The organism is Cupriavidus sp. H19C3 (assembly GCF_049393815.1).
GTDB lineage: Bacteria > Pseudomonadota > Gammaproteobacteria > Burkholderiales > Burkholderiaceae > Cupriavidus.
Genome location: NZ_CP184986.1, coordinates 368847 through 393135 on the forward strand (window position 1 = coordinate 368847; position 24289 = coordinate 393135).

The 24289-nt window shown below is 68.0% G+C and carries 19 protein-coding genes; 10 read left to right on the plus strand and 9 right to left on the minus strand.

From position 1 onward, the window contains the following. From DFLDMN_RS21185 to DFLDMN_RS21200, 4 genes are read left to right on the plus strand one after another with little or no spacing between them, the layout of a single operon-like run. On the plus strand, positions 1 to 645 hold the full coding sequence (locus DFLDMN_RS21185) for a bb3-type cytochrome oxidase subunit III (protein ID WP_423200528.1): 645 nt from the start codon (positions 1 to 3) through the stop codon (positions 643 to 645). A gap of 17 nt (positions 646 to 662) precedes the next feature. After that, positions 663 to 1388, plus strand: a complete 726-nt coding sequence (locus DFLDMN_RS21190) for a heme-copper oxidase subunit III family protein (protein ID WP_423199834.1) — start codon at positions 663 to 665, stop codon at positions 1386 to 1388. 8 nt (positions 1389 to 1396) lie between these two features. Beyond that, positions 1397 to 1771: a cytochrome C oxidase subunit IV family protein gene (locus tag DFLDMN_RS21195; RefSeq protein WP_423199835.1), complete on the plus strand. Its 375-nt coding sequence runs from the start codon at positions 1397 to 1399 to the stop codon at positions 1769 to 1771. Positions 1772 to 1825: 54 nt separating this feature from the next. After that, on the plus strand, positions 1826 to 3142 hold the full coding sequence (locus tag DFLDMN_RS21200) for a DUF2252 family protein (RefSeq protein ID WP_423199836.1): 1317 nt from the start codon (positions 1826 to 1828) through the stop codon (positions 3140 to 3142). Here DFLDMN_RS21200 and DFLDMN_RS21205 read toward each other — a convergent pair. Beyond that, the gene (locus DFLDMN_RS21205; protein WP_423199837.1) at positions 3129 to 4556 is read right to left on the minus strand and encodes an NAD-dependent succinate-semialdehyde dehydrogenase; all 1428 of its coding nucleotides are present in this window, start codon (positions 4554 to 4556) and stop codon (positions 3129 to 3131) included. The two genes, DFLDMN_RS21200 and DFLDMN_RS21205, sit on opposite strands and share 14 nt — an antisense overlap. A 121-nt stretch (positions 4557 to 4677) precedes the next feature. Here DFLDMN_RS21205 and DFLDMN_RS21210 point away from each other — a divergent pair, with 121 nt between their 5' ends. The 4 genes from DFLDMN_RS21210 to DFLDMN_RS21225 all read left to right on the plus strand — a co-directional run bounded on the left by DFLDMN_RS21210 (position 4678) and on the right by DFLDMN_RS21225 (position 9038). Then, entirely contained in the window at positions 4678 to 6174 is a 1497-nt protein-coding gene (locus DFLDMN_RS21210) for an MATE family efflux transporter (RefSeq protein WP_423199838.1), read from the plus strand. A 453-nt stretch (positions 6175 to 6627) separates the two neighbouring features. Continuing rightward, a complete protein-coding gene (locus DFLDMN_RS21215) occupies positions 6628 to 7089 on the plus strand; it encodes a tripartite tricarboxylate transporter TctB family protein (RefSeq protein ID WP_423199839.1) in 462 nt (153 codons plus the stop codon). 13 nt (positions 7090 to 7102) lie between these two features. After that, positions 7103 to 8605 (plus strand): tripartite tricarboxylate transporter permease, encoded by a 1503-nt coding sequence (locus DFLDMN_RS21220; protein WP_423199840.1) that lies wholly within the window; start codon positions 7103 to 7105, stop codon positions 8603 to 8605. A gap of 109 nt (positions 8606 to 8714) precedes the next feature. Continuing rightward, complete coding sequence (locus DFLDMN_RS21225) at positions 8715 to 9038, plus strand: transcriptional regulator (protein ID WP_423199841.1); 324 nt, start codon at positions 8715 to 8717, stop codon at positions 9036 to 9038. A 125-nt stretch (positions 9039 to 9163) separates the two neighbouring features. Here DFLDMN_RS21225 and DFLDMN_RS21230 read toward each other — a convergent pair whose 3' ends face one another. The 8 genes from DFLDMN_RS21230 to DFLDMN_RS21265 all read right to left on the minus strand — a co-directional run bounded on the left by DFLDMN_RS21230 (position 9164) and on the right by DFLDMN_RS21265 (position 19283). Continuing rightward, positions 9164 to 9988, minus strand: coding sequence for a DUF4397 domain-containing protein (locus DFLDMN_RS21230; protein WP_423199842.1), 825 nt, complete (start codon positions 9986 to 9988; stop codon positions 9164 to 9166). A 277-nt stretch (positions 9989 to 10265) separates the two neighbouring features. Then, entirely contained in the window at positions 10266 to 11282 is a 1017-nt protein-coding gene (locus tag DFLDMN_RS21235) for a diguanylate cyclase domain-containing protein (protein ID WP_423199843.1), read from the minus strand. A gap of 34 nt (positions 11283 to 11316) precedes the next feature. Further along, positions 11317 to 12330, minus strand: coding sequence for a chemotaxis response regulator protein-glutamate methylesterase (locus tag DFLDMN_RS21240; protein WP_423199844.1), 1014 nt, complete (start codon positions 12328 to 12330; stop codon positions 11317 to 11319). Continuing rightward, positions 12327 to 14792 (minus strand): hybrid sensor histidine kinase/response regulator, encoded by a 2466-nt coding sequence (locus DFLDMN_RS21245; RefSeq protein ID WP_423199845.1) that lies wholly within the window; start codon positions 14790 to 14792, stop codon positions 12327 to 12329. The genes DFLDMN_RS21240 and DFLDMN_RS21245 overlap by 4 nt, the downstream gene beginning before the upstream one ends. After that, the gene (locus DFLDMN_RS21250) at positions 14789 to 15487 is read right to left on the minus strand and encodes a chemotaxis protein CheW (RefSeq protein WP_423199846.1); all 699 of its coding nucleotides are present in this window, start codon (positions 15485 to 15487) and stop codon (positions 14789 to 14791) included. The genes DFLDMN_RS21245 and DFLDMN_RS21250 overlap by 4 nt, the downstream gene beginning before the upstream one ends. Continuing rightward, positions 15480 to 17084 carry a CheR family methyltransferase gene (locus tag DFLDMN_RS21255; protein ID WP_423199847.1) on the minus strand — a complete coding sequence of 535 codons (1605 nt, stop codon included), beginning with the start codon at positions 17082 to 17084 and terminating at the stop codon, positions 15480 to 15482. The genes DFLDMN_RS21250 and DFLDMN_RS21255 overlap by 8 nt, the downstream gene beginning before the upstream one ends. Before the next feature lie 8 nt (positions 17085 to 17092). Further along, positions 17093 to 17560 (minus strand): chemotaxis protein CheW, encoded by a 468-nt coding sequence (locus tag DFLDMN_RS21260; RefSeq protein ID WP_423199848.1) that lies wholly within the window; start codon positions 17558 to 17560, stop codon positions 17093 to 17095. Positions 17561 to 17618: 58 nt separating this feature from the next. Then, entirely contained in the window at positions 17619 to 19283 is a 1665-nt protein-coding gene (locus tag DFLDMN_RS21265) for a methyl-accepting chemotaxis protein (RefSeq protein ID WP_423199849.1), read from the minus strand. A gap of 323 nt (positions 19284 to 19606) precedes the next feature. Between DFLDMN_RS21265 and DFLDMN_RS21270 the strand changes: the two genes are divergently transcribed. Together DFLDMN_RS21270 and DFLDMN_RS21275 are read left to right on the plus strand one after the other, a co-directional pair. Continuing rightward, positions 19607 to 20935 carry a putative bifunctional diguanylate cyclase/phosphodiesterase gene (locus tag DFLDMN_RS21270; RefSeq protein WP_423199850.1) on the plus strand — a complete coding sequence of 443 codons (1329 nt, stop codon included), beginning with the start codon at positions 19607 to 19609 and terminating at the stop codon, positions 20933 to 20935. A gap of 516 nt (positions 20936 to 21451) precedes the next feature. Beyond that, entirely contained in the window at positions 21452 to 24154 is a 2703-nt protein-coding gene (locus DFLDMN_RS21275) for a DUF6600 domain-containing protein (protein WP_423199851.1), read from the plus strand. Positions 24155 to 24289 lie beyond the last annotated feature (135 nt).

Genomic DNA, 24289 nt, shown 5'->3' on the forward strand with positions numbered 1-24289 from the left:
TTGCCGGCGCCCGCATTGTTCCGCATCTCGCGCGAGTCGTCCGGGGGCGGACCGACCAACGGCGACGCCATGCACGACGACGGCATGCGCACGCCGGGCAGCGTGGGACTGTGGGCGTTCATGGGCGTGGTCACTTCGCTGTTCGCCCTGTTCCTCGCGGCGTACATCATGCGCATGGACAGTCCGGACTGGCACCGCATCGGCTTGCCGTGGCAGGTATGGCTGTCGACGGTGCTGCTGGCGGGCGCGTGCGTGGCGATGCAGATGGCGGTGCGCCTGGGGCGGGGCGGTCAGATGGCGCGGGCGCGGCGCGCGCTGCGCATGGGCGGGCTCGGCGCCATCGCCTTTGTCGCCTCGCAGCTATGGGCCTGGGGCGCGCTGTACGCCATGCATGTGGTGCCGGCCAATAATCCGGCCGGCAGCTTCTTCTATCTGCTGACGGCGATGCATGGCCTGCATATGCTCGGCGGCATCGTGGGCTGGGCCATGGTGGCGGCTGACCGCGGCAGCGGCCCGCGCACGCTCGCGCGAATCGGCCTGTGTGCACGCTACTGGCATTTTCTGTTCGGCATCTGGCTGGTGCTGCTGGGCGCGCTGGGCTGGCTCACGCCGGAACTGGTGCGCTATATCTGCGGCACCGCCTGATGGATGCGGGAGGTCTCATGTCTACGCAAGTTTCGCCATCGCACCCCCCCACCACCACCTCGGCTGCCGGTGCGACCGGCACCACCGGCCTGCCGGCCGGACTGAGGGGCCTGGTTGCCGACTGGTCGTCCGACCAGCGCGCGTTCAAGGTGTCCTGGGCCAAGGCGATGATGTGGATCTTCCTGCTGTCGGATACCTTTGTCTTCAGCTGCTTCCTGACCGGCTACATGACCGTGCGCATGTCCACCACGGTGCCGTGGCCCAACCCGAGCGAGGTGTTCGCGCTGAGCCTGGGCGGCCAGCCGATTCCGCTGATCCTGATCGCGATCATGACGTTCGTGCTCATCACCAGCAGCGGCACCATGGCGATGGCGGTGAACTTTGCCTACCGGCGCCAGCGCCGCGAATGCGCGCTGCTGATGCTGGCCACCGCGCTGCTGGGCGCGATGTTCGTCGGCATGCAGGCATTCGAATGGACCAAGCTGATCGTCGACGAAGGCGTGCGGCCGTGGGGCAATCCGCTGGGTGCCGCGCAGTTCGGCTCCACCTTCTTCATGATCACGGGTTTTCATGGCCTGCATGTGAGCTGCGGCGTGATCTATCTGCTGGTGGTGGCCACGCGCGTGCTGCGCGGACGCTACGAACGGACCGGCAACTACCAGATCGTGGAGATCGCCGGCCTGTACTGGCACTTCGTGGACCTGGTGTGGGTCTTCATCTTTGCATTGTTCTATCTCTGGTGAGGTGCGCGATGGCCTCTACTCCGACTTCTGCCGCCACGCCCGCCGGCGCGCCCACGGCGCCCGCCGGCCCGGCGGCGCACGATGGCCAGCAGCATCCGATCGGCCTTTACCTCAAGGTCTGGATCCTGCTGTTCGTCTTGTCCACGCTGTCGTACATGGTCGACTACTTCCATGTGCAAGGCTATGCGCGCTGGGCGCTGATCCTGCTCTTCATGGCGCTCAAGGCCGGGCTGATCATCGCCGTGTTCATGCATATGGCGTGGGAGCGCATGGCGCTGATCTGCGCCATCCTGCTGCCGCCGCTGTGCCTGCTGGTGCTGGTGTGGCTGATGGCGGCGGAAGCGGATTACACTTTTCTCACGCGCGGCGCGTTCTTCCGCTAGCGGCCGCTCTGCCTGGCCCGCGTCCACGCGCAACCTTGCGAGGACGTCGCGCGCATGCACCCTGCCACAGAAGCCATCCTGATCTACAACCATGGCCGCGACCCGGAGCGGCTGACCATGAAACTCGACGCGATCGCGCGGGATCCATTTGCCTTTTTCCGCGGCACCAATCATCTCTACGCGGCCGCGCTCGGCCACGAGGCCGCATTGCTGCACGCGCCTGTCACCTACGTCTGCGGTGACCTCCATATCGAGAACTTCGGCAGTTTCAAGGGTGACAACGGGCTGGTCTATTTCGATCTCAACGATTTCGACGACGCACTGCTGGGGCCGTTGACGGTGGACCTGATCCGCATGCTGTCCAGCGTCATGGTGGCCGGCGAACGCATCGGCCTGTCGGCGCCGGATGCCCGCCACGCCTGCGAGGGCATGCTGCGCGTGTATGCGCATACGCTGTACAGCGGCAAGCCGCGCTGGCTCGAGCGGGCCACGGCGACCGGCATCGTCGCCACGCTGCTGCGACGCGTGAAGCGCCGCCGCCGTGGCGAACTGCTGGCGGAACGCACGGTACTGCGCAAGGGCGAACGCCGGCTGCGTCTCGGTGACCGGGCGCTGGCGGCCGATCGCGACCAGCGTGCGCGCGCCAGCGAGATCGTGACGCGCTTTTCGGCGCAGCTCCAGGCCGCTCAGACTCACGCCGCGCACAGCCACGCCGCGCACGGCCAACGCTTCGTGGCGCTCGATGCCGCGCGGCGCGTGGCCGGTGTGGGGAGCCTGGGCGTGGAGCGCTATATCGTGCTGGCGCAGGAGGCCGACGCGCTGCCGCAGCAGCGCCTGATCGACGTCAAGCGCGCGGCGCCGAGCGCATGGGTGGACCTGCCGGGCCGGGCACGCCCGGAATGGCACAGCGACGCACAGCGCGTGGCGCAGGTGCAGCAGATCATGCAGGCGGCGTCGCCAGCGCTGCTGGCGGCCGTAACGCTCGAGGGGGCGTCGTATATCGTCAAGAGCCTGCAGCCCACGACCGACCGCGTCGACCTCGAACATTGCCGGGACAAGGCGGCATTGGGCGAGGCGCTGGCGGAAATGGCGCGCGCGGCGGCATGGGCGCACCTGCGCGGCTGCGGGCACCATGCGGCCGATCGCATCGAACAGCTACAGGCCTTTGCGGCCGGCGCGCGCTGGCATGCGCCAGTGCTGAGGCTGGCACGGCATGGATGCGAAGTGTCGCTGGCGCAGTGGAAGGCGTTTGCGCGGGACTATGCGCTGGCGCGCGGGGGCGGACGTGCGGACGCCGGCCCCTCGCCCGCGGCGCGGGCGAGGGGCACCGCTCGCGAATCCCCTCGGCGGAGAGGGCTCAGACCTGCGTGATGAACTTGGTCACGAGGTAGCCGTCGAAGGTCTCCTGGCCGCCTTCGCTGCCGATGCCGGAGTCCTTGATGCCGCCGAACGGCGTTTCCGCCAGGGCCATGCCGAAGTGGTTGATATTGACCATGCCGGCTTCGAGATTGTTCGAGACGTAGTTGGCGGTCTTGAGCGAATTGGTGAACACATAGGACGCCAGGCCGAACGGCAGGCTGTTGGCGCGCCGCAGGACTTCGTCGGTATCCTTGAAGCGCGTCACCGGGGCCACCGGGCCGAACGGTTCGTCGGTCATCAGCCGGGCATCGTCGGGCAGGTCCGTCACCACCGTGGGGGCGAAGAAATAGCCCTTGTCGCCGATCCGCTTGCCACCGGCCACGACCTTGCCGCCGCGATGGCTGGCATCATCGAGGAACTGTTCCATCGACGCAATGCGGCGCTCGTGCGCCAGCGGTCCCATCTGGGTGCCGTCCTCGAGGCCGTTGCCGACCTTGATCGAGCCGATCACTTCGGTAAAACGCGCCAGAAACCTGTCGTACGCGCGTTCCTGCACATAGAAGCGGGTCGGCGAGACGCATACCTGGCCGGCATTGCGCAGCTTGAAGCGCGCCAGCATCTCGGCCGCCGGCTCGATATCGGCATCGTCGAACACCAGCACCGGCGAATGGCCGCCAAGCTCCATCGTCACACGCTTCATATGCGCGCCGGCCAGCGCGGCCAGCTGCTTGCCTACCGGCACCGAGCCCGTAAACGAGATCTTGCGCACGATCGGCGACTCGATCAGGTAGGTCGAGATTTCGCCGGGCACGCCCCAGACGATATTCAGCACGCCCGGGGGCAGGCCTGCATCGTGGAACAGCTGGGCCAGCGCGACCACCGCGCTCGGCGAATCTTCCGGGCCCTTGAGGATCAGCGTGCAGCCGGCGCCGATCGCCGACACCATCTTGCGGATGGCCTGGTTGAACGGGAAATTCCACGGGGTAAAGGCCGCGCACACGCCGATGGGCTCGCGCACCACCAGCTGGCGCACATTGGGCTGGCGCGGCGGGATCACGCGGCCATAGATGCGGCGGCATTCCTCGGCGTGCCATTCCGCATGCTCGGCGCAGATCATGACTTCCGCCACCGCCTCGGCGAGCGGTTTGCCCTGGTCGAGGGTGATATTGCGGCCGATCTCCCTGGCGCGCTCGCGCGTAAGTTCTGCCACACGGCGCAGGATTTTCGAGCGGTCCAGCGGCGAGGTCTTCTTCCACGACTCGAACGCGCGCTGGGCGGCCGCCAGCGCGCGGTCCAGGTCGGCGCGCGACGCGTGGGGCAGCTTGCCGATGATTTCCTGGGTCGCCGGGTTGAGTACGTCCTGCTCGCGGCGGTCGCCGCCCTTGACGAATTCACCATCGATATAGAGGGCGAGATCCTGGTACATGCGTATCTCCTGAGGGTCCTGAGGGATGCGGCACCGCAACATGGGCGCCAGAACCCCGCAAGCTTAGCGCGTTGGCGCGGAACATGCATCAGGGGGTGGGCCGACACCTATAATCCGTCGCATGAAACCAGACGCCCGCCTGACCACTGGCCCGATCGGCCGGACCCTGCTCGCCTTCTCGTTGCCGGTACTCGGCAGCAATATCCTCCAGTCGCTCAATGCCTCGATCAATGCGGTCTGGGTGGGACGCTACCTGGGCGAGGCGGCGCTCACCGCCACGTCCAATGCCAACATCATCCTGTTCTTCCTGCTTGGGGTGGTGTTTGGCATCAGCATGGCCAACACCATCATGATCGGCCAGGCGGTAGGTGCGCGGGACGTGGTGGAAGCGCGTCGCATCGTCGGCACCAGCACCACGTTCTTCGTGCTGCTGTCGGTCATCGCGGCGGCGCTCGGCTACATCTTCACACCCGACATCCTGGCGGCGATGCATACGCCCGCCGATGCCACGCCGCTGGCGGAGGTGTACCTGCGCATGATCTTCATCGCGCTGCCGTTCATGTACTTCTACAACTTCGTCATGATGGCGCTGCGCGGCGCCGGCGATTCGCGCACGCCGTTCTACTTCATGCTGCTGTCGGTGGTACTGGACGTGGTGCTCAATCCGCTGCTGATCTTCGGCGTGGAGCCATTGCCGCCGATGGGCATCGCGGGGTCCGCGCTGGCCACGCTGATCGCCCAGATGACCAGCCTGTTGGCGATGATCGCGGTGCTGTACCGCCGCCAGCATTTCCTGCTGCTGGGCCGCCAGCAGCTGGGGCTGCTGCGGCCCGATCCGGCCATCCTGCGCGCGCTGGTCGGCAAGGGCCTGCCGATGGGGATGCAGATGGTGGTGATTTCGTCGTCGGCCATCGTCATGATGTCGCTCGTCAATAACTATGGTTCGCAGACCACGGCCGCCTATGGCGTGGCCTCGCAGCTGTGGACGTATGTGCAGATGCCCGCGCTCGCGGTAGGCGCGAGCGTGTCGTCGATGGTGGCGCAGAACGTCGGTGCGGGGCTGTGGGCGCGCGTGGCGCGCATCACGCGGATGGGCATGCTGTTCAATGTGGCGATGACCGGCGCGCTGGTCGCGCTGATCTATGGGTTCAATCGCCATTCGCTGAGCCTGTTCCTCGGCGATGACAGCCTTGCCATTGCCACCGCGCAGCACATCAACAACGTGGTGCTGTGGTCGTTCATCCTGTTCGGCTTCACCATCGTGATCTTCGGTACCGTTCGGGCCACCGGCGCCGTGATGGCGCCGCTGGTGATCCTGTTCGTCGCGATGTGGGGTATCCGTCTGCCGTTTGCGTGGCTGCTGTCTCCGCATATCGGCGCGGAGTCGGTGTGGTGGAGCTTTCCGCTGGGCTCGGCGGTATCGGTGGTGCTCGCCATCGGCTACTACCGCTTCGGCAACTGGCGGCGCAGCCATATCCTGCCAGTCGACGCTCACGCCGAGGCCGTGGGGCAGGCGCCCGATACGAGCATGGGCACGCCGTGCCCCGATGCGGCGGACACGCGCGTGCGCGTGCCCGTGGCGGCCGCCGCCGAGGCAGAGGGCGCGACGGGGAGGTAGTGGAGAGCGAGCAGGAAGGAGACAGGTGATCGTATTAAGACAGGTACACGTGTTTCCGCATGAGAGACATTTGACGCGCCTCCTGCCTGTTTTGTCGTGTAAGGGTTTCGAAAGCAAAGCGCCGCGAATTTCGCGGCGCTTTGCTTTCAGTCTCCTTTCGACGCGGTGCGTCATGCCGCGATAGGCCGCATCGGGTCGCGGAAAATTGCATCATAGTGTGATGTATTTTAAAAATTGCGCGGCGCATGCGCGCCACGTCGATGATCGGTGAATACCCTGAACACCAGACAACTGAAAGGCACCTGAAAGATCGCATCTCTACTGTTCGTCCCATCCCGCCGAATGCCCCTTGATGGATGTCCCTTGATCAATGGTGGCTTTCGCGGCGTGGACGTCCGAGCCGGCGTGCCATGCCGTACGGCCTGATTTTGATAAACGTAGAGGAGAATCGTTTTGCGCATACGCAGCCAAAAGGACTTTGCCTCCGGCCTGATGTTCGTCGTGGTCGGTCTGGGCTTTTCCTTCGTCGCTCGCGGCTATTCCATGGGAACGGCCGCAAAGATGGGACCCGGATATTTTCCGTTCCTGCTGGGCCTGGTGCTGGCCCTGCTCGGCGCGGTCGTGACGCTCGGCGCGCTGGGCAAGAAGGGTGAAGAAGATCAACTGGCCCGCTGGGACCTGAAGACGCTGCTGTGGATTCTGGGTTCGGTGGTGCTGTTCGGCCTGTTGCTCAAGCCGCTCGGCATGGTGCTGTCGGTCTTCGTGCTGGTCGTGATCTCGTCGATGGCGAGCCACGAATTCAGCTGGAAGGGCGCGCTGCTCGCCGGCGTCGTTCTCGTGCTGATCAGCATGGGCGCGTTCGTGTACGGCATCAACCTGCAGATGCCGGTGTGGCCTGCATTTATTACCGGCTAAGGAGCGAGACGCAATGGAATTGTTCGACCACCTTGCCTTGGGTTTTTCCACGGCATTGAACCTGCAGAACCTCGCGTACGCGTTCCTGGGCTGCGTGCTGGGTACGCTGATCGGCGTGCTGCCGGGCCTCGGGCCCCTCGCGACCATCGCGATGCTGTTGCCGGTCACGTATTCGCTGCCCCCGGTGGCCGCGCTGATCATGCTGGCCGGTATCTACTACGGTGCCCAGTACGGCGGTTCCACCACCGCCATTCTGGTGAACCTGCCCGGTGAATCGTCGTCGGTGGTGACCACCATCGACGGCTACCAGATGGCCCGTCGCGGCCGTGCCGGTGTGGCGCTTGCCACCGCTGGCCTGGGTTCGTTCTTCGCCGGTTGCGTGGCCACGCTGATCCTGGCCGCGTTTGCCACGCCGCTGTCGGAACTGGCATTCAAGTTCGGCCCCGCCGAGTACTTCTCGCTGATGGTGCTGGGCCTGATCGGCGCCGTGGTGCTGGCATCGGGTTCGCTGCCGAAGGCCGTGTCGATGATCGTGCTGGGCCTGCTGATGGGCCTGATCGGTACCGACGTGAACTCGGGCGCCGCGCGCTTCTCGTTCGATGTGCCCGAGCTGACCGACGGTATCGACTTCGTGGCACTGGCCATGGGTATGTTCGGCTTTGCGGAAATCATCGCGAACCTGGAGCAGAAGGAAGCCCGCGAGACGTTCACCAACAAGGTGACGAATCTGTTCCCGACCAAGGAAGACTTCAAGCGCATGATCCCCGCGGTGCTGCGTGGCACGGCGCTGGGTTCGGCACTGGGCATCCTGCCGGGTGGCGGTGCGGCGCTGGCCTCGTTTGCCGCGTACTCGCTGGAGAAGAAGACCTCCAAGTATGCGCACGAGTTCGGCAAGGGCGCGATCGAAGGCGTGGCGGGTCCGGAATCGGCCAACAACGCCGCGGCGCAGACCTCGTTCATCCCGCTGCTGACGCTCGGCATTCCGCCCAATGCCGTGATGGCGCTGATGGTCGGTGCCATGACCATCCACAACATCCAGCCCGGTCCGCAGGTGATGACCAGCAACCCGGCGCTGTTCTGGGGCCTGATTGCCTCGATGTGGATCGGCAACCTGATGCTGATCATCCTGAACCTGCCGATGATCGGGATCTGGGTGAAGCTGCTGACCGTGCCGTATCGCTTCCTGTACCCGGCGATTCTCACGTTCTGCTGCATTGGCGTGTACTCGGTCAACAACCAGACCTTCGACGTGTTCATGGCTGCCGCCTTCGGCGTGATCGGTTATCTGTTCCTGAAGCTCAAGTGCGAGCCGGCGCCGCTGCTGCTCGGCTTCGTGCTGGGACCGATGATGGAAGAAAACTTCCGCCGTGCGCTGCTGCTGTCGCGCGGTGACTTCACCGTGTTCGTCACGCGTCCGCTGTCGATGGGCCTGCTGATCGCAGCCGCCGCCCTGGTGGCCGTGGTCGCGCTGCCGTCGATCAAGGCCAAGCGCGAGGAAGCGTTCCAGGAGGAATAGCGCCCGCGGGCGCTGCAGGAACGACGCCGGCACCTCCGGCGTACACAACGCAAGCTTCAGGGGTGCCCCGCGCACCCCGCTTTTTTGGCGCGTCAGCATGATACAAACCATGAAGCCGCCTGTGCTGGACCGGGTCGTATTCCGGCTCTACATCCTCAAGCTCGTGCAGGCCAGCCCTTCCACGGTCTTCAACCTCGTGGAACGGCTGCGCGAGCGCGGCATCGAAAAGAATATCCGGGCCCTGCGGCCGATCCTGCGCAGCCTGATGATGGCGCGCGCGATCACCGCCGAGCTGGTGGAAGGCAACGGCCGCGTGTATTGCATTACCGACGCGGGCCGCGCCGAACTCGATGCGTATCTGTCCCACCTCAGCGTGCTCAAGCAGGAGATGGAGCAGATCGAGGAAGATGAGGAAAGAAAAAACGCCGCATGACGCGGCGTTTTTTTTTTGGGGGCCCGGCTTCTCGGCTCTGGCGGCACGCCGGGGCGTACCGTCAGAGCTTGCGGCCCAGGCTATCGCGCTGGTTGCCGCGCGGGTTGCCTCACTCGTTGCCGCACTTACTGTGCCGCGGCGGTCGAGGCCGGTGCCGGCGAAGCCGTCAACGGCTGCGAGACGAGCTCCAGCGAGTTGGTCGAGCTGGTATTGCTCTGTGCCACCAGCACCTTGATGTTGTTCGGCACCACCGCGCCAAAGCCATCGGTCGGGATCGTGGTGATCAGCCAGTCGGCGTTGTCGTTGATCGTCAGCGAGCCGGAGTCGAAGATCACGGTCTTGGTACCGGCCGTGGTCACGCGCAGGCGATAGGTGCCGCCATCGATATAGATCGAGTCCTGGCCAGATGCCGGCACGGCACCCTTGTAGGGGATCGCGGCGAGCGTCGGCTGGACGGAGTTGATATCGACCGCCGGCTGCGTGATGTACATGTCGACGTTCTGCGCGTTGATCGAGGCGTTGAGGCCGCGAATACGGGCCGAGTCGGAGATCACGCCCTTGTCGAACGGATCATTGATCTGCACCACGTCCGGCGCGGCAGTGCCCGGCACGGCGACGATGGTGTACTTGTGCCCGGTGGTACCGTTGATGGTGGTCTGGCCGACCGTGGTCTGCGTACCGGCGATGTTCAGCTGGAACAGGTTGTTGTCGGTGGAAATATCGAAATAGCCCGACACGAACTTGTACGGGGCATTCTGCACCTGGGTGAGCGAGCCGTTCTGGATCAGATCCAGGTTCGGGCCGGCCGTCACCGCATTGATCATGCGTACCGCTGGACGCGAGATGCCAAGCCGGTCGTCGACGCCGTCGTCGCCGCCGCCGCAGGCCGCCAGGAGTGCCGTGGCGGCGAGCGCCAGGCCGAGAGTCACTTTGCTCTTAAGACTTGTCATTGGATTCACCTCTTGCCGTTGGGAAATAAGGGCGCGCAGCAGCCGTGCCGGGGCAGCGGTGAGGCAGCTCAATAGATCGCGCATGCCGTGATGGAACGATAGGCATCCGCGCGCTGGCATGGCAGACGCGCGGCTCCGAATTCCCTGTCGGAGAAATCCCACAGTCTGGTTACGCGGCCGATACGCGGCGGTTTGCCGCGCGCCGCGCGGAACGAAGCAGGGCAAGGGATGCGCGCGAGGCGGAAATTTTTGCATCGCGCGTTTGTGACGGAAAACTTTACACCATGACCACCTGATTGCGGCCACTGCGCTTGGCCTGGTACAGGCCGTTGTCGGCCGCCTCCACCAGCCGGTTGAAATTTGCGGCCGCATCGGGCACCTGTACCGCGCCGCCGATACTGACCGTCACGCAGTCGCTCGTGGGGGAACCGCTGTGCGGAATCTTCAGCGCCTCGATCGCCCGCCGCACCTTTTCCGCGAGCAGGCGCGCGCCACCGGGCGAGGTCGAGGGCAGGATCATCGAAAATTCCTCGCCTCCAAAGCGCGCGGGCAGGTCGGCAGGGCGCTCGCAGTTGTCGCGAATCACGGACGCCACGCGGCGCAGCACTTCGTCGCCGGCCACGTGCCCGTACGTGTCGTTGTAGGCCTTGAAGGCATCGACGTCGAGCATCAGCAGCGCCAGCTGCGTCTGCTCGCGTTGTGCACGGCGCCATTCCGCGCCCAGGTACTCGTCGAAGTAGCGCCGGTTGGAGAGTCCGGTCAGGCCGTCGGAGTTGGTGAGCCGCTGCAGTTCGAGATTGGTCTCGAGCAGTTGCTGCTGGCTCTGGCGCAGCGCGCGGTAAGCTTCGTCACGCTGCAGCAGGTTGAGGTACGAGCGCGAGTGATAGCGGATGCGCGCGATCAGCTCGATGCTGTCGGGCAGTTTGACCAGATAATCGTTGGCCCCTGCCGCGAACGCCGCGCTCTTCATGGTCGGCTCCTCCTTGGTGGAGAGCACGATGATCGGGATGTCGCGCGTGCCGGGATTCTCCCGGTAATGCCGCACCAGCGTCAGGCCATCCGTGCCCGGCATGACGAGATCCTGCAGGATTACCGTGGGCTGCGTGCGCTCGGCCACCGCGACCGCTTCGTCCGGTTGCGAGCAGTAGTGAAAGTCGATATCGGGCGCACCGGTCAGTGCGCGCCGGATGGCCTCGCCGATGATGGCCTGGTCGTCGACCAGCAGCACCATCGCGAGATATTCGCCGTGGCGGCCGTCGGCCGCCACGTCGGCCGGGTCGTAGTATTTGGACATGATGTGTTCCTTCTGTTCCCGTTGCCCTGCCATGTCAGCATGGCGTGCGGCCCCCGCCGCAGGCTTTGACCAGCCGCGCCGCGATACGTGGCAACGGCAGGACTTCACTGGCCGCATCGAGTGCGACGGCGGCCTTCGGCATGCCATACACCGCGCTGGTCGCCTGGTCCTGCGCGATGGTCAGGTGGCCGCGTTCGCGCATGGCGCGCAGGCCAAGCGCGCCGTCCCGGCCCATGCCGGTGAGCAGCACTCCGACCGCCTGGCCGCGCCAGTGTTCCGCCACGCTGGCAAAAAATACATCGATCGATGGCCGGTAGAGCGACTCACCCGGTTCGGTCGTGTAAGCCATCCGTGCACCGCACGTCAGGCGCAGATGGTCGTTGGTGCCGGCCAGCAGGACGGTGGACGCCTGCGGCGTGTCGCCCGCGCGCGCGATACGCACGGGCAGCACGCACTGGGCATCGAGCCATTCAGCCATGCCTTGCGCGAAGGCTTCGTCGACATGCTGGACGATCACCACTGCCGCGCCGAAGTCGCGCGGCAGCGCGCCGAGCACGGCCGCCAGCGCAGCAGGCCCGCCCGCGCTGGCGCCGATCGCGACCAGCGACGGTGCGGCCGAAGCGGGCCGGGGCGCGCGCAGGGCGTGCGCCCCGGCGGCGCGGCCGGCCAGCAGACGGCCGATATTGCGCAGCAGCGGGCCGGCCATGATCTGCGCGTCGGGTTCCGCCAGCGTGGGTGTGTCCACCGCATCGATCGCACCGTAGCCCATCGCGTCGAAAACCTGCGCCGCGTTGCGGCCCAGGTCCATGGTCACCACGACGATCGCGCACGGGGTGGCCGCCATGATGCGGCGCGTCGCTTCCACGCCATCCATGACCGGCATCAGCAGGTCCATCAGGATCAGGTCCGGCGTACGTGCCGCCGCCATGCTGACCGCCTGTTCGCCGTCGCCCGCGACCCAGACGATCTCGTGGGCGGGGTCGAGCGAGAGGGCCCGGCGCAGTGCCGCGACGGCCAGGGGCGAATCGTTGACGATGCCGATCTTCATGCGCGTGCCTCGCCGATCAGGTCCTGCACCGCGTCGAGCAACGCGGCGTCATGGAAGCTGCCTTTGGCCAGATAATAATCCGCACCGGCCTGCAGTCCGCGTTCGCGATCCTGCTCGCGGTCCTTGTACGACACGATCATGACCGGAAGTTGCTGCAGGCGCGGTTCCGCGCGAATCTGGCCCACCAGCTCGATGCCGTCCATGCGCGGCATGTCGACGTCGGTGATGACGAGGTCGAAATGCTCGGCGCGCAGGACGTTCCAGCCATCCATGCCGTCGACCGCCACCGCCACGTCGTAGCCGCGGCCGGCCAGCAGCTTGCGTTCGAGTTCGCGCACGGTCAGGGAATCGTCGATCACCAGCACGCGCTTGCGGCGCGTCTGGGCCGCATCCTGGCCGGGCTGGCGCACGCGCGCGAGGCGACCGTCCGCGACCAGCTTCTCGACCGAGCGCAGCATGTCTTCCACGTCGAAGATCAGCACCGGCGTGCCGTCGTCGGTCAGGCTGCCGGCCGCGATGTCCTTGATCTTGCCCAGCGCGGGCGCGAGCGGCTGTACCACCAGCGTCCGTTCGCCGAGCAGGCGGTCCACCGCCACGCCGTAGATGCGGTCGTGCTCGCCGAGCACCACCACCGGCAGCGCGTCGTCGTCATGCGCGCGCTCGGGGCGCTGCAGCAGCTGCGCGGCGCTGACCAGTCCGACGGGTCGGCCCTCGTGACGGAAGTGCTGCTGGCTTTCGATCTGCGCGATCTCGTCGCGCCGCACGCTGACCGCGCGCAGCACATGGCCGAGCGGAAAGGCGTAGGCCTCGCCGGCCACCTCCACCATCAGCGCGCGCACGATCGACAGCGTGAGCGGCAGCTCCAGGTGGAAGTGCAGGCCGCTGCCCGGCTGCTGCGACACGCGCAGGCTGCCGCGCACGGCGCGCACCATGTCCTGCACGGCGTCCAGGCCGACGCCGCGGCCCGATACCTCGGACACCGTGTCGCGCAGGCTGAAGCCGGGCAGGAGCAGGAACTCGAGCAGTTCCGCCTGGGAGAGCCGCGCGGCGGTATCCGGTTGCGCGAGCCCGCGCCTGACGATGGCCGCGCGCAGCGCTTCGAGGTCGACGCCCGCGCCGTCGTCGAAGATTTCGATGACGAGGCGGCCGGCGTTATGCCGCGCATAGAGCGAGATGCGGCCCTCGTCGGGCTTGCCGGCCGCGGCACGCAGCGCGGGCGGCTCGATGCCATGGTCGACGGCATTGCGTAGCAGGTGCGCGAGCGGGGCGTCGAGCTGTTCCAGGATGTCGCGGTCGACCTGGGTCTGCTCGCCCGACATCTCCAGGCGGGCGGACTTGCCGAGCGTGCGGGCCAGGTCGCGCACCATGCGCGAGAAGCCGGTGATACCGTCCGAGAGCGGCCGCATGCGGCAGGCCAGTGCGGTGTCGTAGAGCTGCCGCGACAGACGGCCGGTGCGATGGTCGTATTGATCGAGCTCGTCCACGCGGCGCGCAATCTGGTCGCTGGCATCGCCGATCAGCGCGCGGATCTCGCCGAGTGCCGTACGCATCCCGGCCACGCTCGCATCGGGGCTGCCGAGCAGGGCGTGCATCGCGTCGATGGCCTGCAGCGCGCGCAGTTGCTCCCGCCGCACCTGCTGCAGCGTGACGCCGAACGGATGCAGCCAGTTGGTTTCGACCATCGCCTCGCCGGCCATTGCGAGGACCCGGTCGAGGCGGTCGGCGTTGACGCGCAGCATGCGCTCCTGGGTGTCGCCGGAGGGCCCGGCCGCGGGAGTCGCCGCGCGCGCGGTCGCGGGCAAGGGGGCGGGCGCGGGTGCGGGCGAGGGGACGGTCGAGGGAGCGGCCCAGGGAGCGGTCGAGGGAGCGGTCGAGGGGGGCGGTGTCGCCGTGGGCTGGGATGCCGGCCCGGATCCGGTCGGCCCTGGCTGCGTGGCGCCTGCTGCGGTCGCAGGCAGCGGCGTTGCGGTCGTTGCGGCCACGGGTGCCACCGCGGGTGCCGGCGCCGCGGTCCCGGCCGCAGTGTTGCCGCTCCCCATCTCCTGCCGCCCCGGATTCGCGAGCAGGCTTTCCATGCGCTGCACGAACGCCGCGATTGCCGCCTGGCCGTCGCGCTCCGCCCAGCCGGGATCGCCGTCGGGCGGGTGGCCGATGCGCTGGAGCAGGTCCGTGCCTTGCAGCAAGGCGTCGATATGGCTTGCCGACAGTCGCAAGCTGCCGCGCTGCGCGGCTACCAGGCAGTCTTCCATCACGTGGGCCACGCGCACGCCACCGTCGATGCCGACGATGCGCGCGGCGCCCTTGAGCGAATGCGCGGCGCGCATGCACGCTTCGAGATGGGCCGCCGCCACGGGGTCGCGTTCGAGCGCGAGCAGGCCGGCATTGAGCACCTCGGCCTGCGACTCGGCCTTGAGCGCAAACAGCTCGAGCAGGGACGCATCGCGCAATTGCTCGGGATTCATGCCAGGCTCCGCGCCAGGGCCTGCCGCAGCAGGTCGGCATCGAGCAGGCCGACGGTGCCGGACACGCGTCCGGCCTGATCGAACAGTGCTTCGGTATAACGCGCGGACGCACGCGCGAGCGTGGCGGGCAAGGGCAGCAGCGCGCTATCGCCGATGCGCTCCACCCCGGCCACCTCGTCCACGGGCAGCGCCATGGCATGGCGGCCCTGACCAAGGATCAGAAAGCGCGCGCGCGCCTGCGGCGCAGCCTCGCGCGGGCGCTCGCCACCGAACAGCAGCGCCAGCGACATGCACGGCAGCAGTGCGCCGCGCACGGGCGCCACGCCCAGCAGCGCCGCATGGCGGCGATGCGGCAGCGAGTGGATCGGGCTCGGCGCGGTCACTTCACCGAGCACCGCGGTGGGCAATGCGAGCCATTCGTCGTCCACGCGGAACACGAGGCAGGACCGGCTGCGCGCGCGCTCGGCCGCATGGCCGGCTGGCTCATGCTCGAGCGTGGCGGCATCGACGGCTTCGCCGCCGCCCAGCGCGTCGAGCAGCGCGACGGCGGCATGGGCGTGCACCGGGCAGTTGCGGCAATGGATACAGGTTGCCAGTTGCGGACAACTGCGGTCGCCCGAGACGCCGATGCGGCGCCAGCAATCGTCGACGGCGCCTGCGCGTAGCAGGGGGGATTCGGTTGCGTGCTCAGCCATGGTTCAGGCGGGCATGTCGTTGAGCACGCTGGCGCAGGCGCCCGGCGCCGGCGGCATCGCCGCTGCTTTCCAGCAGCGCGGCAAGGTGATAGAGCGCTTCTTCATGGCCCGGATCGAGATAGACCGCCTTGCGGTAGGCCGATTGCGCATCGGCGGTGCGCCCGGCGGCGTCGTGCAGCACGCCGAGCAGACAATAGGCGTCGGCGGCGTGGGCATGGCGGGCGAGGTAGTCGCGGCATGCCGCGGTGGCGGCTTCCAGTTCGCCGCGATCGGCCTGCGCCGCGATGGCGGCAAGCTCCGCGCGTGCCGCGGCATCGCCGGACATGGATGACGATGATGGCGAGGCGGACGCCACGGCAGGCGACACAGCGGCAGGCGACACAGCGGAAGCCGGACCACCGGAAGCCGGCACATTCGCCGCGCCCGGCCGGGACGGGGCCGGGTTGCGGTCCGGTGCGGCGCTGTTCGGTGCGCTGACAATCGGCGTGGTGAAACCCGGTGCGGTGATATCCGGCGCGTCGACCTTCGGCGCCGCCGCGGTGGGTGCGGCGCTGCCCGCCGCCCCCGGCAAAGCGGCGGCGCTCCGTGCCGTGCCCGCCTGCGGCGGCCGCAGGCGCGCGGTGGCACTGCCCGCGCCGCCCGCGCCACCGGCGGCGGCGCCGCTCCGCACGCGCGCCGCGGACGCCGGGCCGGGCGCGGCCGCCGCGCGCGGCAGCGCATCGTGCGGATGGAAGGCAAAGGCGAGCGGCACGCCGGTGCCGGACAGGCCTTCGCGGGTCAGCAGACTGGCTTCGGCCGGACCGACGAAGATCATGCCGTCGGTCCGCGTCAGCCGCTGCAGCGTACGCACCGCGCGCCGCTGCGTGTCGGCGTCGAAGTAGATCAGCAGGTTGCGGCAGAACACGAAGTGATAGGGCGGCTCGTTGGCAAGCAGCAGTGGATCCATGAGGTTGCCGCGCAGCAGCCGCACCTGCGCGCGCACCGCCTCGCTCAACTGGTAGCCGGCGGGGGCCGGCACGAAATGGCGGTCGCGGAAATCGAGCGGCCGGCCCCGGAACGCATTGCTGCCGTAGTGGCCGATGCGCGCGCGTTCCAGCGAGCGGGCGCTGATATCGACGGCATCGACGCGGAAGCGCGCGGCGGGAATGCCAACATCGAGCAGCGCCATGGCAATGGAGTAGGGCTCCTCGCCGGTCGAACACGGCACGCTCAGAATACGCAGCAGGGGCGGATCTCCCCCCGTGCCGGCGTGCGTACCCAGGGGATGGGGGCCAAAGGGATGCGGGCCCGGGGTGTGGGGAACCATGCCGGGCGCGCCGAACACCTGCTGCGCGGCCACGCGCGCCAGCGCGAGCAGCGCCTCGCGGTGGCGGAAGAACCAGGTCTCCGGCACGATGACCGCCTCGATCAGCGCCTGCAGTTCGTCGGGGGCGGCATGCAGCAGGTTCCAGTACGCGGCCGTATCGCGCGCGCCCACCGCCAGCGCGCGGTCGCGCACGGCGCGGGCGATGGCGCCGCCGCCGATGGTCTCGGCGTCCAGGCCGATGCGCTCCTTGAGCAATGCTTCGATCTGCGTTTCGGGTCTCGGCAGGGACATGGCGTCGGTCATGCTGGCAGGGGCGCGGGAAACAGCAGCGCCTGCACATCGTCGGGTAACAGCGCCGACACGGTGATCCATTGCACGAGGCCGCGCGCGTCGTGGCGCACCGGGCCCAGATAGCGCGCATGGGCCGGGTCGAGGCCGCCGGCGACGAACGAGGCTTCGTCGCAACGCAGTGTCTCGGTGGCGAATTCGAGCCGCAGCCCGAGCCGATGCGTGGGGCCATCGGGACCGCGCCGATAGTGCACGAGTACCGTGCGCGTGCTGGTGCGCGGCACGACCGGGGTGCCGGTGGCGAGCGCGGCAATGTCGAGCACCGGCACCGGCTGCCCGTGCCTGACCATCAGCCCCGCCACCCATGGCGGCGCGCCCGGGATCTGCTTGGTCCGGGTCAGCGGCAGCACCTCGGCGATCTCGGCGGCGTCGAGGGCGTAGCGGTCAGCGCCGATACGGAACAGCAGGAACAGTTTCATCGCTTGCACTCCGGTGCGCGACGCCTGGGACACGGATGCCCGCGCATGCGCATGGTGCTCACACCTTGAATCGCGACACGCCGCTGCGCAGTTCGTTGGCCACAAGGGTCAGTTCGTCGATCGCCTGGCTCGACTGCCGCAGCGATTCGACGGTCTGCTGCGCCGCCTCGGACAACTGCATCAGCGCCTGGTTGATCTGTTCGGCGCCGCCGGCCTGTGCCTGCATGCCTTCGTTGACCATCTGCACGCGCGGCGCCAGCGACTGGATCTGGCCGATGATCTGCGAGAGCTGGTCGCCCACCTGCGTCACCTCCGACATGCCCCGGCGCACTTCCTCCGAGAACTTGTCCATGCCCATCACGCCGGCTGCCACCGCGGACTGGATCTCGCGCACCATCTGCTCGATGTCGTAGGTCGCCACCGCGGTCTGGTCGGCCAGGCGGCGGATTTCGGTCGCCACCACCGAGAAGCCGCGGCCGTACTCGCCGGCCTTCTCGGCCTCGATGGCGGCGTTGAGCGAGAGCAGGTTGGTCTGGTCGGCCACGCGCGCGATGGTGGTCACCACCTGGTTGATATTGCCGGCGCGCTCGTTGAGCGTGGCCAGGCGCGCGTTGACCGAGCCGGCGGCCTCCATCACGTGGTGCATGGTGGCCTCCATGCGCGACAGGCCCACCTGGCCGGTGCCGGCCAGGCCGGCGGTCTGCTCGGCGGCGTGCGAGACCTCGCTCATGGTGCGCACCAGGTCGCGCGCGGTGGCCGAGATCTCGCGCGAGGTCGCGCCGATCTGCGTGGTGGTGGCGGCGGTCTCGGTCGCCGTGGCCTGCTGCTGGCGCGCGGTGGCGGCGATCTCGTTGACCGAGGTCGTGACCTGGATGGCCGAGCGCTGCGCCTGCCCGACCAGCGAGGTCAGTTCGCCCGACATCTGGTTGAAGCCTTCCTCCACCGCATGGAATTCGTCGCGGCGCTGCAGCGCCATGCGCTGGCGCAGGTCGCCACCGCGCATCGAGCCCAGCAGCGAGACGATCGACTGCATCGGCACCGTAATGGCGCGCAGCAGCAGGAAGCCGCAGACGAGCGCCACCAGCAGGGCCACGGCCAGGGCCACCGCGATACTGGATTCGGCGGTGTCCACGGCGCGCACGATGCTGGCGGCCGCCCGCTCGTTGACGGCGGTATTGTCGTCGACCAGTTGCTGGAGCAGCTTGCGGCCCTGGAACCAGAGGTCATGGGCGCTGCCGCGCAGGGCCGCCTCGGCGGCGGCGGTGTCCTTCCAGCGCAGCGGATCCATATAGGGCAGCGCGGCCTGGTCGTATCTGGCACGGACCTGCTTGAAGGCCTCCAGGCGCGTGCGGTCCTCTGCGCGCGAAATCGAGGCTTCATACATTTGTTCCAAACGGTCGAACCTTTGGTTCGCATCGCGGGTCTGCGCCAGCAGCCGTCCGCGCTGGGCCTCGTCGGCCGCCGTTACGGTCTGCCAGGCCAGCACGTAGATCTCGCCCCAGATACCCCGCATGCCGGCGCTGTAGGTCAGGCCCGGCAGCGCGTCCCGGCGCATCAGGCTGGTCTCCCGGTCGATCGCGTCGAGGCGGTTGTATGCCACCGCCGCCATCAGCGTCATGACCAGCAGGATGAAGGTAAAGCTAGCGAGAATGCGGGTGCGGATGGTCCAGTGCTTCACGATAGAGGTCTGATGGATGAGGATGCTGGCCGCTCGGTCGGACATTGCACCGCAACGATGGTTATCGGTCGTCGCGTGTCCAACCTGAAGCCTCCGGTGCGTCCGGTCTGATCGGCATATGCGATGACATCATATGCGATGACATATTTGTCAAATGAGGGAAAAAAGTCACCGCTTCGGCGGGGTGGTACCGGTTGCGGGCTAGGGTACTTTAAGGGCTTGTCCATTTCAACGACGCCCGCAAGGCGCCTGGCCGGTCGTTGCGCGCTTGCGCCGGCATGCGGTAGCGCTTGATTTTTCCATGGTTTTCGTCACACTTGCCAAATAGCTGAGCGGGGAAAATGTCAATCACAACAGATAGGGCAGGAATGGTGGCCAAGTCGGAGGCGAAGGCGACTGGCGCCTTGCCGCCGGCGGATCTCGATCCGCTGACCGGCGTGGTCGCCCGCCAGGCATTCTTGAAGCGGCTGGAGGCGCGCCTGGGTGCGGAGGCGACGCCGCGCTTTGCCTTGCTCCTGATCGGTATTGACGACTTCCGCGCATTCAACGACATGCATGGCCATGCCGAGGGCGACGCGATTCTCCAGCACGTGGCCCGGCGCCTGAAGGATGCCTCCCCGCGCGATGCCGTTATCGGCCGCGTCGGCGGCGACGAATTCGGCGTGCTGCTGACCTCCATTTCCGATCCGACGCTGGTGCGCCATGTGAGCGCCGCCATCCAGTCGATGCTGTCCGCGCCGTTCGAGATGTCCGGGCGCCGCCATCATGTGCTGGCGAGCGTGGGGGCCTGCGTGCTGCCCCCCGGTGGCGACAACACGTCCGACGTCCTTGCCGCCGCCAGCCTGGCGCTGGCCCGGGCCAAGCACGACGGCGGTCGCACCATCCGCTTCTTCAAGCCGCAGATGCGCGCCGATGTGACCACGCGGCTCTCGCTCGTGCAGGCGTTGCGCGAGGCGTATGCCCAGCGCCAGTTCGAATTGCTCTACCAGCCGCAGGTCGATCTGCGCGACGGCCGCGTGCTCGGCGCCGAGGCGCTCATGCGCTGGCGCCATCCGACGCTCGGCCTGCTCACGCCGGCCGCCTTTATCGATGCCCTGGCCGCCAGCAGCGTGGCCAGCGACGTCGGCATGTGGCTGCTCCATACCGCCTGCGCGCAGGCGCGGGCCTGGTCGCTGCAGTTTGGCGACGAGGCCCCGCGCGTGGCGATCAACCTGTTTGCCGCGCAGCTGGCCGAGAGCCGGCTGCTGACCGAGGTGCGCCACGTGCTGCGCGCGCTGGAGCTGCCCCCCGGCCTGCTCGAGATCGAGATCACGGAAACCATCGCGCTCCAGCAGGGCGACGATGTGTCGGACCAGCTGCAGGCGCTGCGGCGCGACGGCGTCACGCTGACCTGCGACGACTTTGGCACCGGCTATGCCTCGCTGTCGTTCCTGAAGACCTTTCCGGTGGACCGGCTCAAGATCGACCAGTCGTTTATCCGCAATGTGGTCGAGGACGGTGTGGATGCGGCCATCGTCAATTCGGTGATCACCGTCGGCAAGAGCCTGGGCATTGGCGTGGTTGCCGAAGGCGTCGAAACCACCGGGCAGCGCGACTTCCTGCTGGCCCATGGCTGCTTCGAGGCGCAGGGTTATCTCTATGGCCGGCCGATGGCGCCGGACCGGCTGACCGACTACCTGCGCAACCAGCCGCGCTGAGACGATCGCGGTTCTTCGGCCTTTCCCCCCGGTCGCTCTCCGCGTTTCTAAGCCGCTTCCTCCCCCACCGCCTCCCGCTCTCCGGCTCCCGCCTCCCGCCTCCCGCCTCCCGCCTCCCGCTTTCCGCTTTCCGCTTTCCGCTTTCCGCTTCCGATCTCCCGCTTCGCCGTGCCACCGTACTGCCTGGCAGTGTGGATGCCAGCCATTTCGCGGCGGTGCAGCATGGCCGACGATGCCGCGCTGTGGACCGCACGCGTGCAAGACTTGTATCCATCTTTCACGGCCGCCCATCGCGCGGCCGCTGCCGCCCGGGCGGCCAGCCGCCCGCCATCTGCCTCGCATGGCAAGCGCACATACCATCGTGCCCGGCGCGGGAAATACGTGCTTACAAAGTCTGCGGCGGCAATTGTGCCGGTGCCGCCCATCCGGATATAGGGTGACAATATGGCCCACCCGACACGGCGTACGACTCCCCTCCGGACCCCGCAGCACATGCCCCGCTTCATGGTTTCCCACTTGCCTCACCTTCGCCTGCCCTGCCTTCGCATGCGCCGGCTGGCGCCGATTGCCGCGCTCGGTCTCGCCGTGCTTGGCGCACACGGACTGGCGCGCGCGCAGAATGCCGGACCGCCACCCGACTATTACCCCGGGGCCAACCCGGGCGCCATGCCCGCCGACAACCCGCTGGGCGATCCGCTCGGCGGTCCGGTTGGCGATCCGAATGCCGCCGCGGTGGGCGCCGACCCTTCCGCCCGTATCGCCACGCTGACCGATGTGGCCGGCAATATCAGCTTTGCCCCGGCCGGCTCCGACCAGTGGGCTGCCACCGGATTGAACCGCCCCGTGACGACCGGTGACCGGCTCTGGGTCGATCCGGGCAGCCGCGCGGAACTGCATGCCGGCACCACGGCGGTACGCCTCGGCGGCGCCACCGCGGTCAGCGTGCTCGACCTCGACGACACCAGTACGCAGATCAAGCTGACCGAAGGCACGCTGCAATTGCGCGTGCGCGCGCTGCCGCAGGGACAATCGGTCGAGATCGATACCCCCAACCTCGCATTCCTGCCGACCGAGCCAGGCGACTATCGGATCGACGTGGCGCCCGACGGCAGCGCCACGACCGTCACCATGCGGCACGGCCATGCCGTGCTGTATGGCGACAACCGGTCGACCGAGATGGAGCGCGGCGAGCGGCTGCGCTTTACCGGGACCGATCTCGAGGACGGCGGCGCCGGCAACCTCGCGCCGACCGACGCCTTCGACCGCTGGACCGCCGAGCGCGACGCGCGCGAGGACCGCTCGGTGGCGGCCCAGTATGTGCCGCGCGACATGACTGGCTACACGGCGCTCGACGGCTATGGCGACTGGCAGCAGGATGGCGACTACGGTGCGATCTGGTTTCCGCGCGCGGTACCGGCGGGCTGGGCACCCTATAGCGTGGGCCACTGGGCCTGGGTGGCGCCCTGGGGATGGACCTGGATCGACGACCAGCCCTGGGGTTTTGCGCCGTCGCACTACGGTCGCTGGGCGTACGTCGGCAGCCGCTGGGGCTGGGTGCCGGGGCCGCTCAACGTGCGGCCGTGCTACGCGCCTGCGGTGGTCGGTTTTATCGGTGGCGCCACGGTGGGGGTACGCATCGGCGGCGGCCCGGGCGTGGCCTGGTATCCGCTCGGGCCGGGCGAACGCTATCGGCCGGTGTACCGCGCGAGCCCGGCTTATCAGACGCGCGTGAACTATTTCCCGGTCGACCGCTGGCATGGCCGTGGCGACCGCGAGCGCTGGTACAACCACGGCGTCCCCGGGGCGATTACCGGCATGCCGGCGCGCAGTTTTGTCGAAGGGCAGCGGTCGCGCGGCATGCATATGGACGAATGGCGCCGTATTCCGCCTGGCGAACGCGGGGCGCCCGCGATGGCGCCGGTCAAGGCGAGCCTGTTCGGCGCGGCGCCGACCCGCAACTTGCCGCCGCAGGCGCGGCAGGGCTTTGCACGCGAGGTCATTGCCGCGCGTGCGCCCGGGCGCGTGGCGCCCGACGAGCTTGCGCGGCGGTTTGCGCGCGAAGGTGGGACGGCCGGCGCGGGCCCGGCGTGGCGTGGCGCGCCGGGCCCGGATGCGCGTCAGCCCGGCGGACAGAACCCGCGTCAGTCCGCCTACCGTACGCCGCAACCCGTGGCGCAACCCGATGTACGCATCAGTCAGGCGGCCCAGCGTCCGCGCGAAGGCCGCAACGCCTTCGTGGCCCGGCCGGAACAGATGCGCGGCTTGCCGGACGAGGCGCTGCGCCAGCAGCAGGCCATGCAGCGACAACGCTTCGATCAGGAGCGGCAGTTGCGCGAGCAACAGCGTCAGCAGCCGGAATTCCAGCGCCAGCAACAGCAGGCGCTGATGCGGCAGCAGCTGGACCAGCAGCGCCAGTTGCACGAGCAGCAGCGGCAGGGCCAGGACTTCCAGCGTCAGCAACAGCAGGCGCTGCAGCGGCAGCAGCAGGACCAGCCGCGCGCGTTTGGACAGCAGCGTCAGCAACAGGATGACCAGCGGGCCGCCATGCAGCGTGCGCAGCAGGACCAGCAACGCGCCTTCGACCAGCGGCGCCAGCAGGAAGACCAGCAGCGCGCGGCCATGCAACGCGCCCAGCAGGATCAGCAACGGGCCGCGGAGATGCAGCGCCAGCAGCAGGATCAGCAGCGCGCGGCCATGCAACGTGCGCAGCAGGAACAGCAACGCGCCTTCGACCAGCGGCGCCAGCAGGAAGACCAGCAGCGCGCGGCCATGCAACGCGCCCAGCAGGATCGGCAACGGGCCGCGGAGATGCAGCGCCAGCAGCAGGATCAGCAGCGTGCGGCCATGCAGCGCGCGCAGCAGGACCAGCAGCGCGCCTTCGAGCAGCAGCGGCAGCAGCAGGACCAGCAACGCGCGGCCATGCAACGCGCGCAGATGGAGCAGCAACGCGCGGCGGAGATGCAGCGCCAGCAGCAGGATCAGCAGCGCGCGGCGATGCAGCGGGCGCAGGCGGAGCAGCAGCGCGCCCAGGCGATGCAGCGTCAGCAGATGGAGCAGCAGCGGCAGTTCCAGCAGCAGCAGCGCCAGGCGTTCGAGCAGCAGCGGCAGATGCAGGAACAGCAGCGTCAGCAGCAAATGCAGCAACAACACTCTCAACAACAGCAACAACGCCAGTTCTCGCGTGGAGGACAACAGGCGCGCAACGACGACCGGCGCTGACAGTCCGGTCCCTTTTGTTTTCACCCGATTTCTTTCGAATCGCAGGCAGGATCCGTGGCAAATCGCCGCAGTCCTGCCGCATTCGCCCCGCAAGGTGGAATTGCCGCACGCGATGCGCTAAAGGTTTGGCCCCGC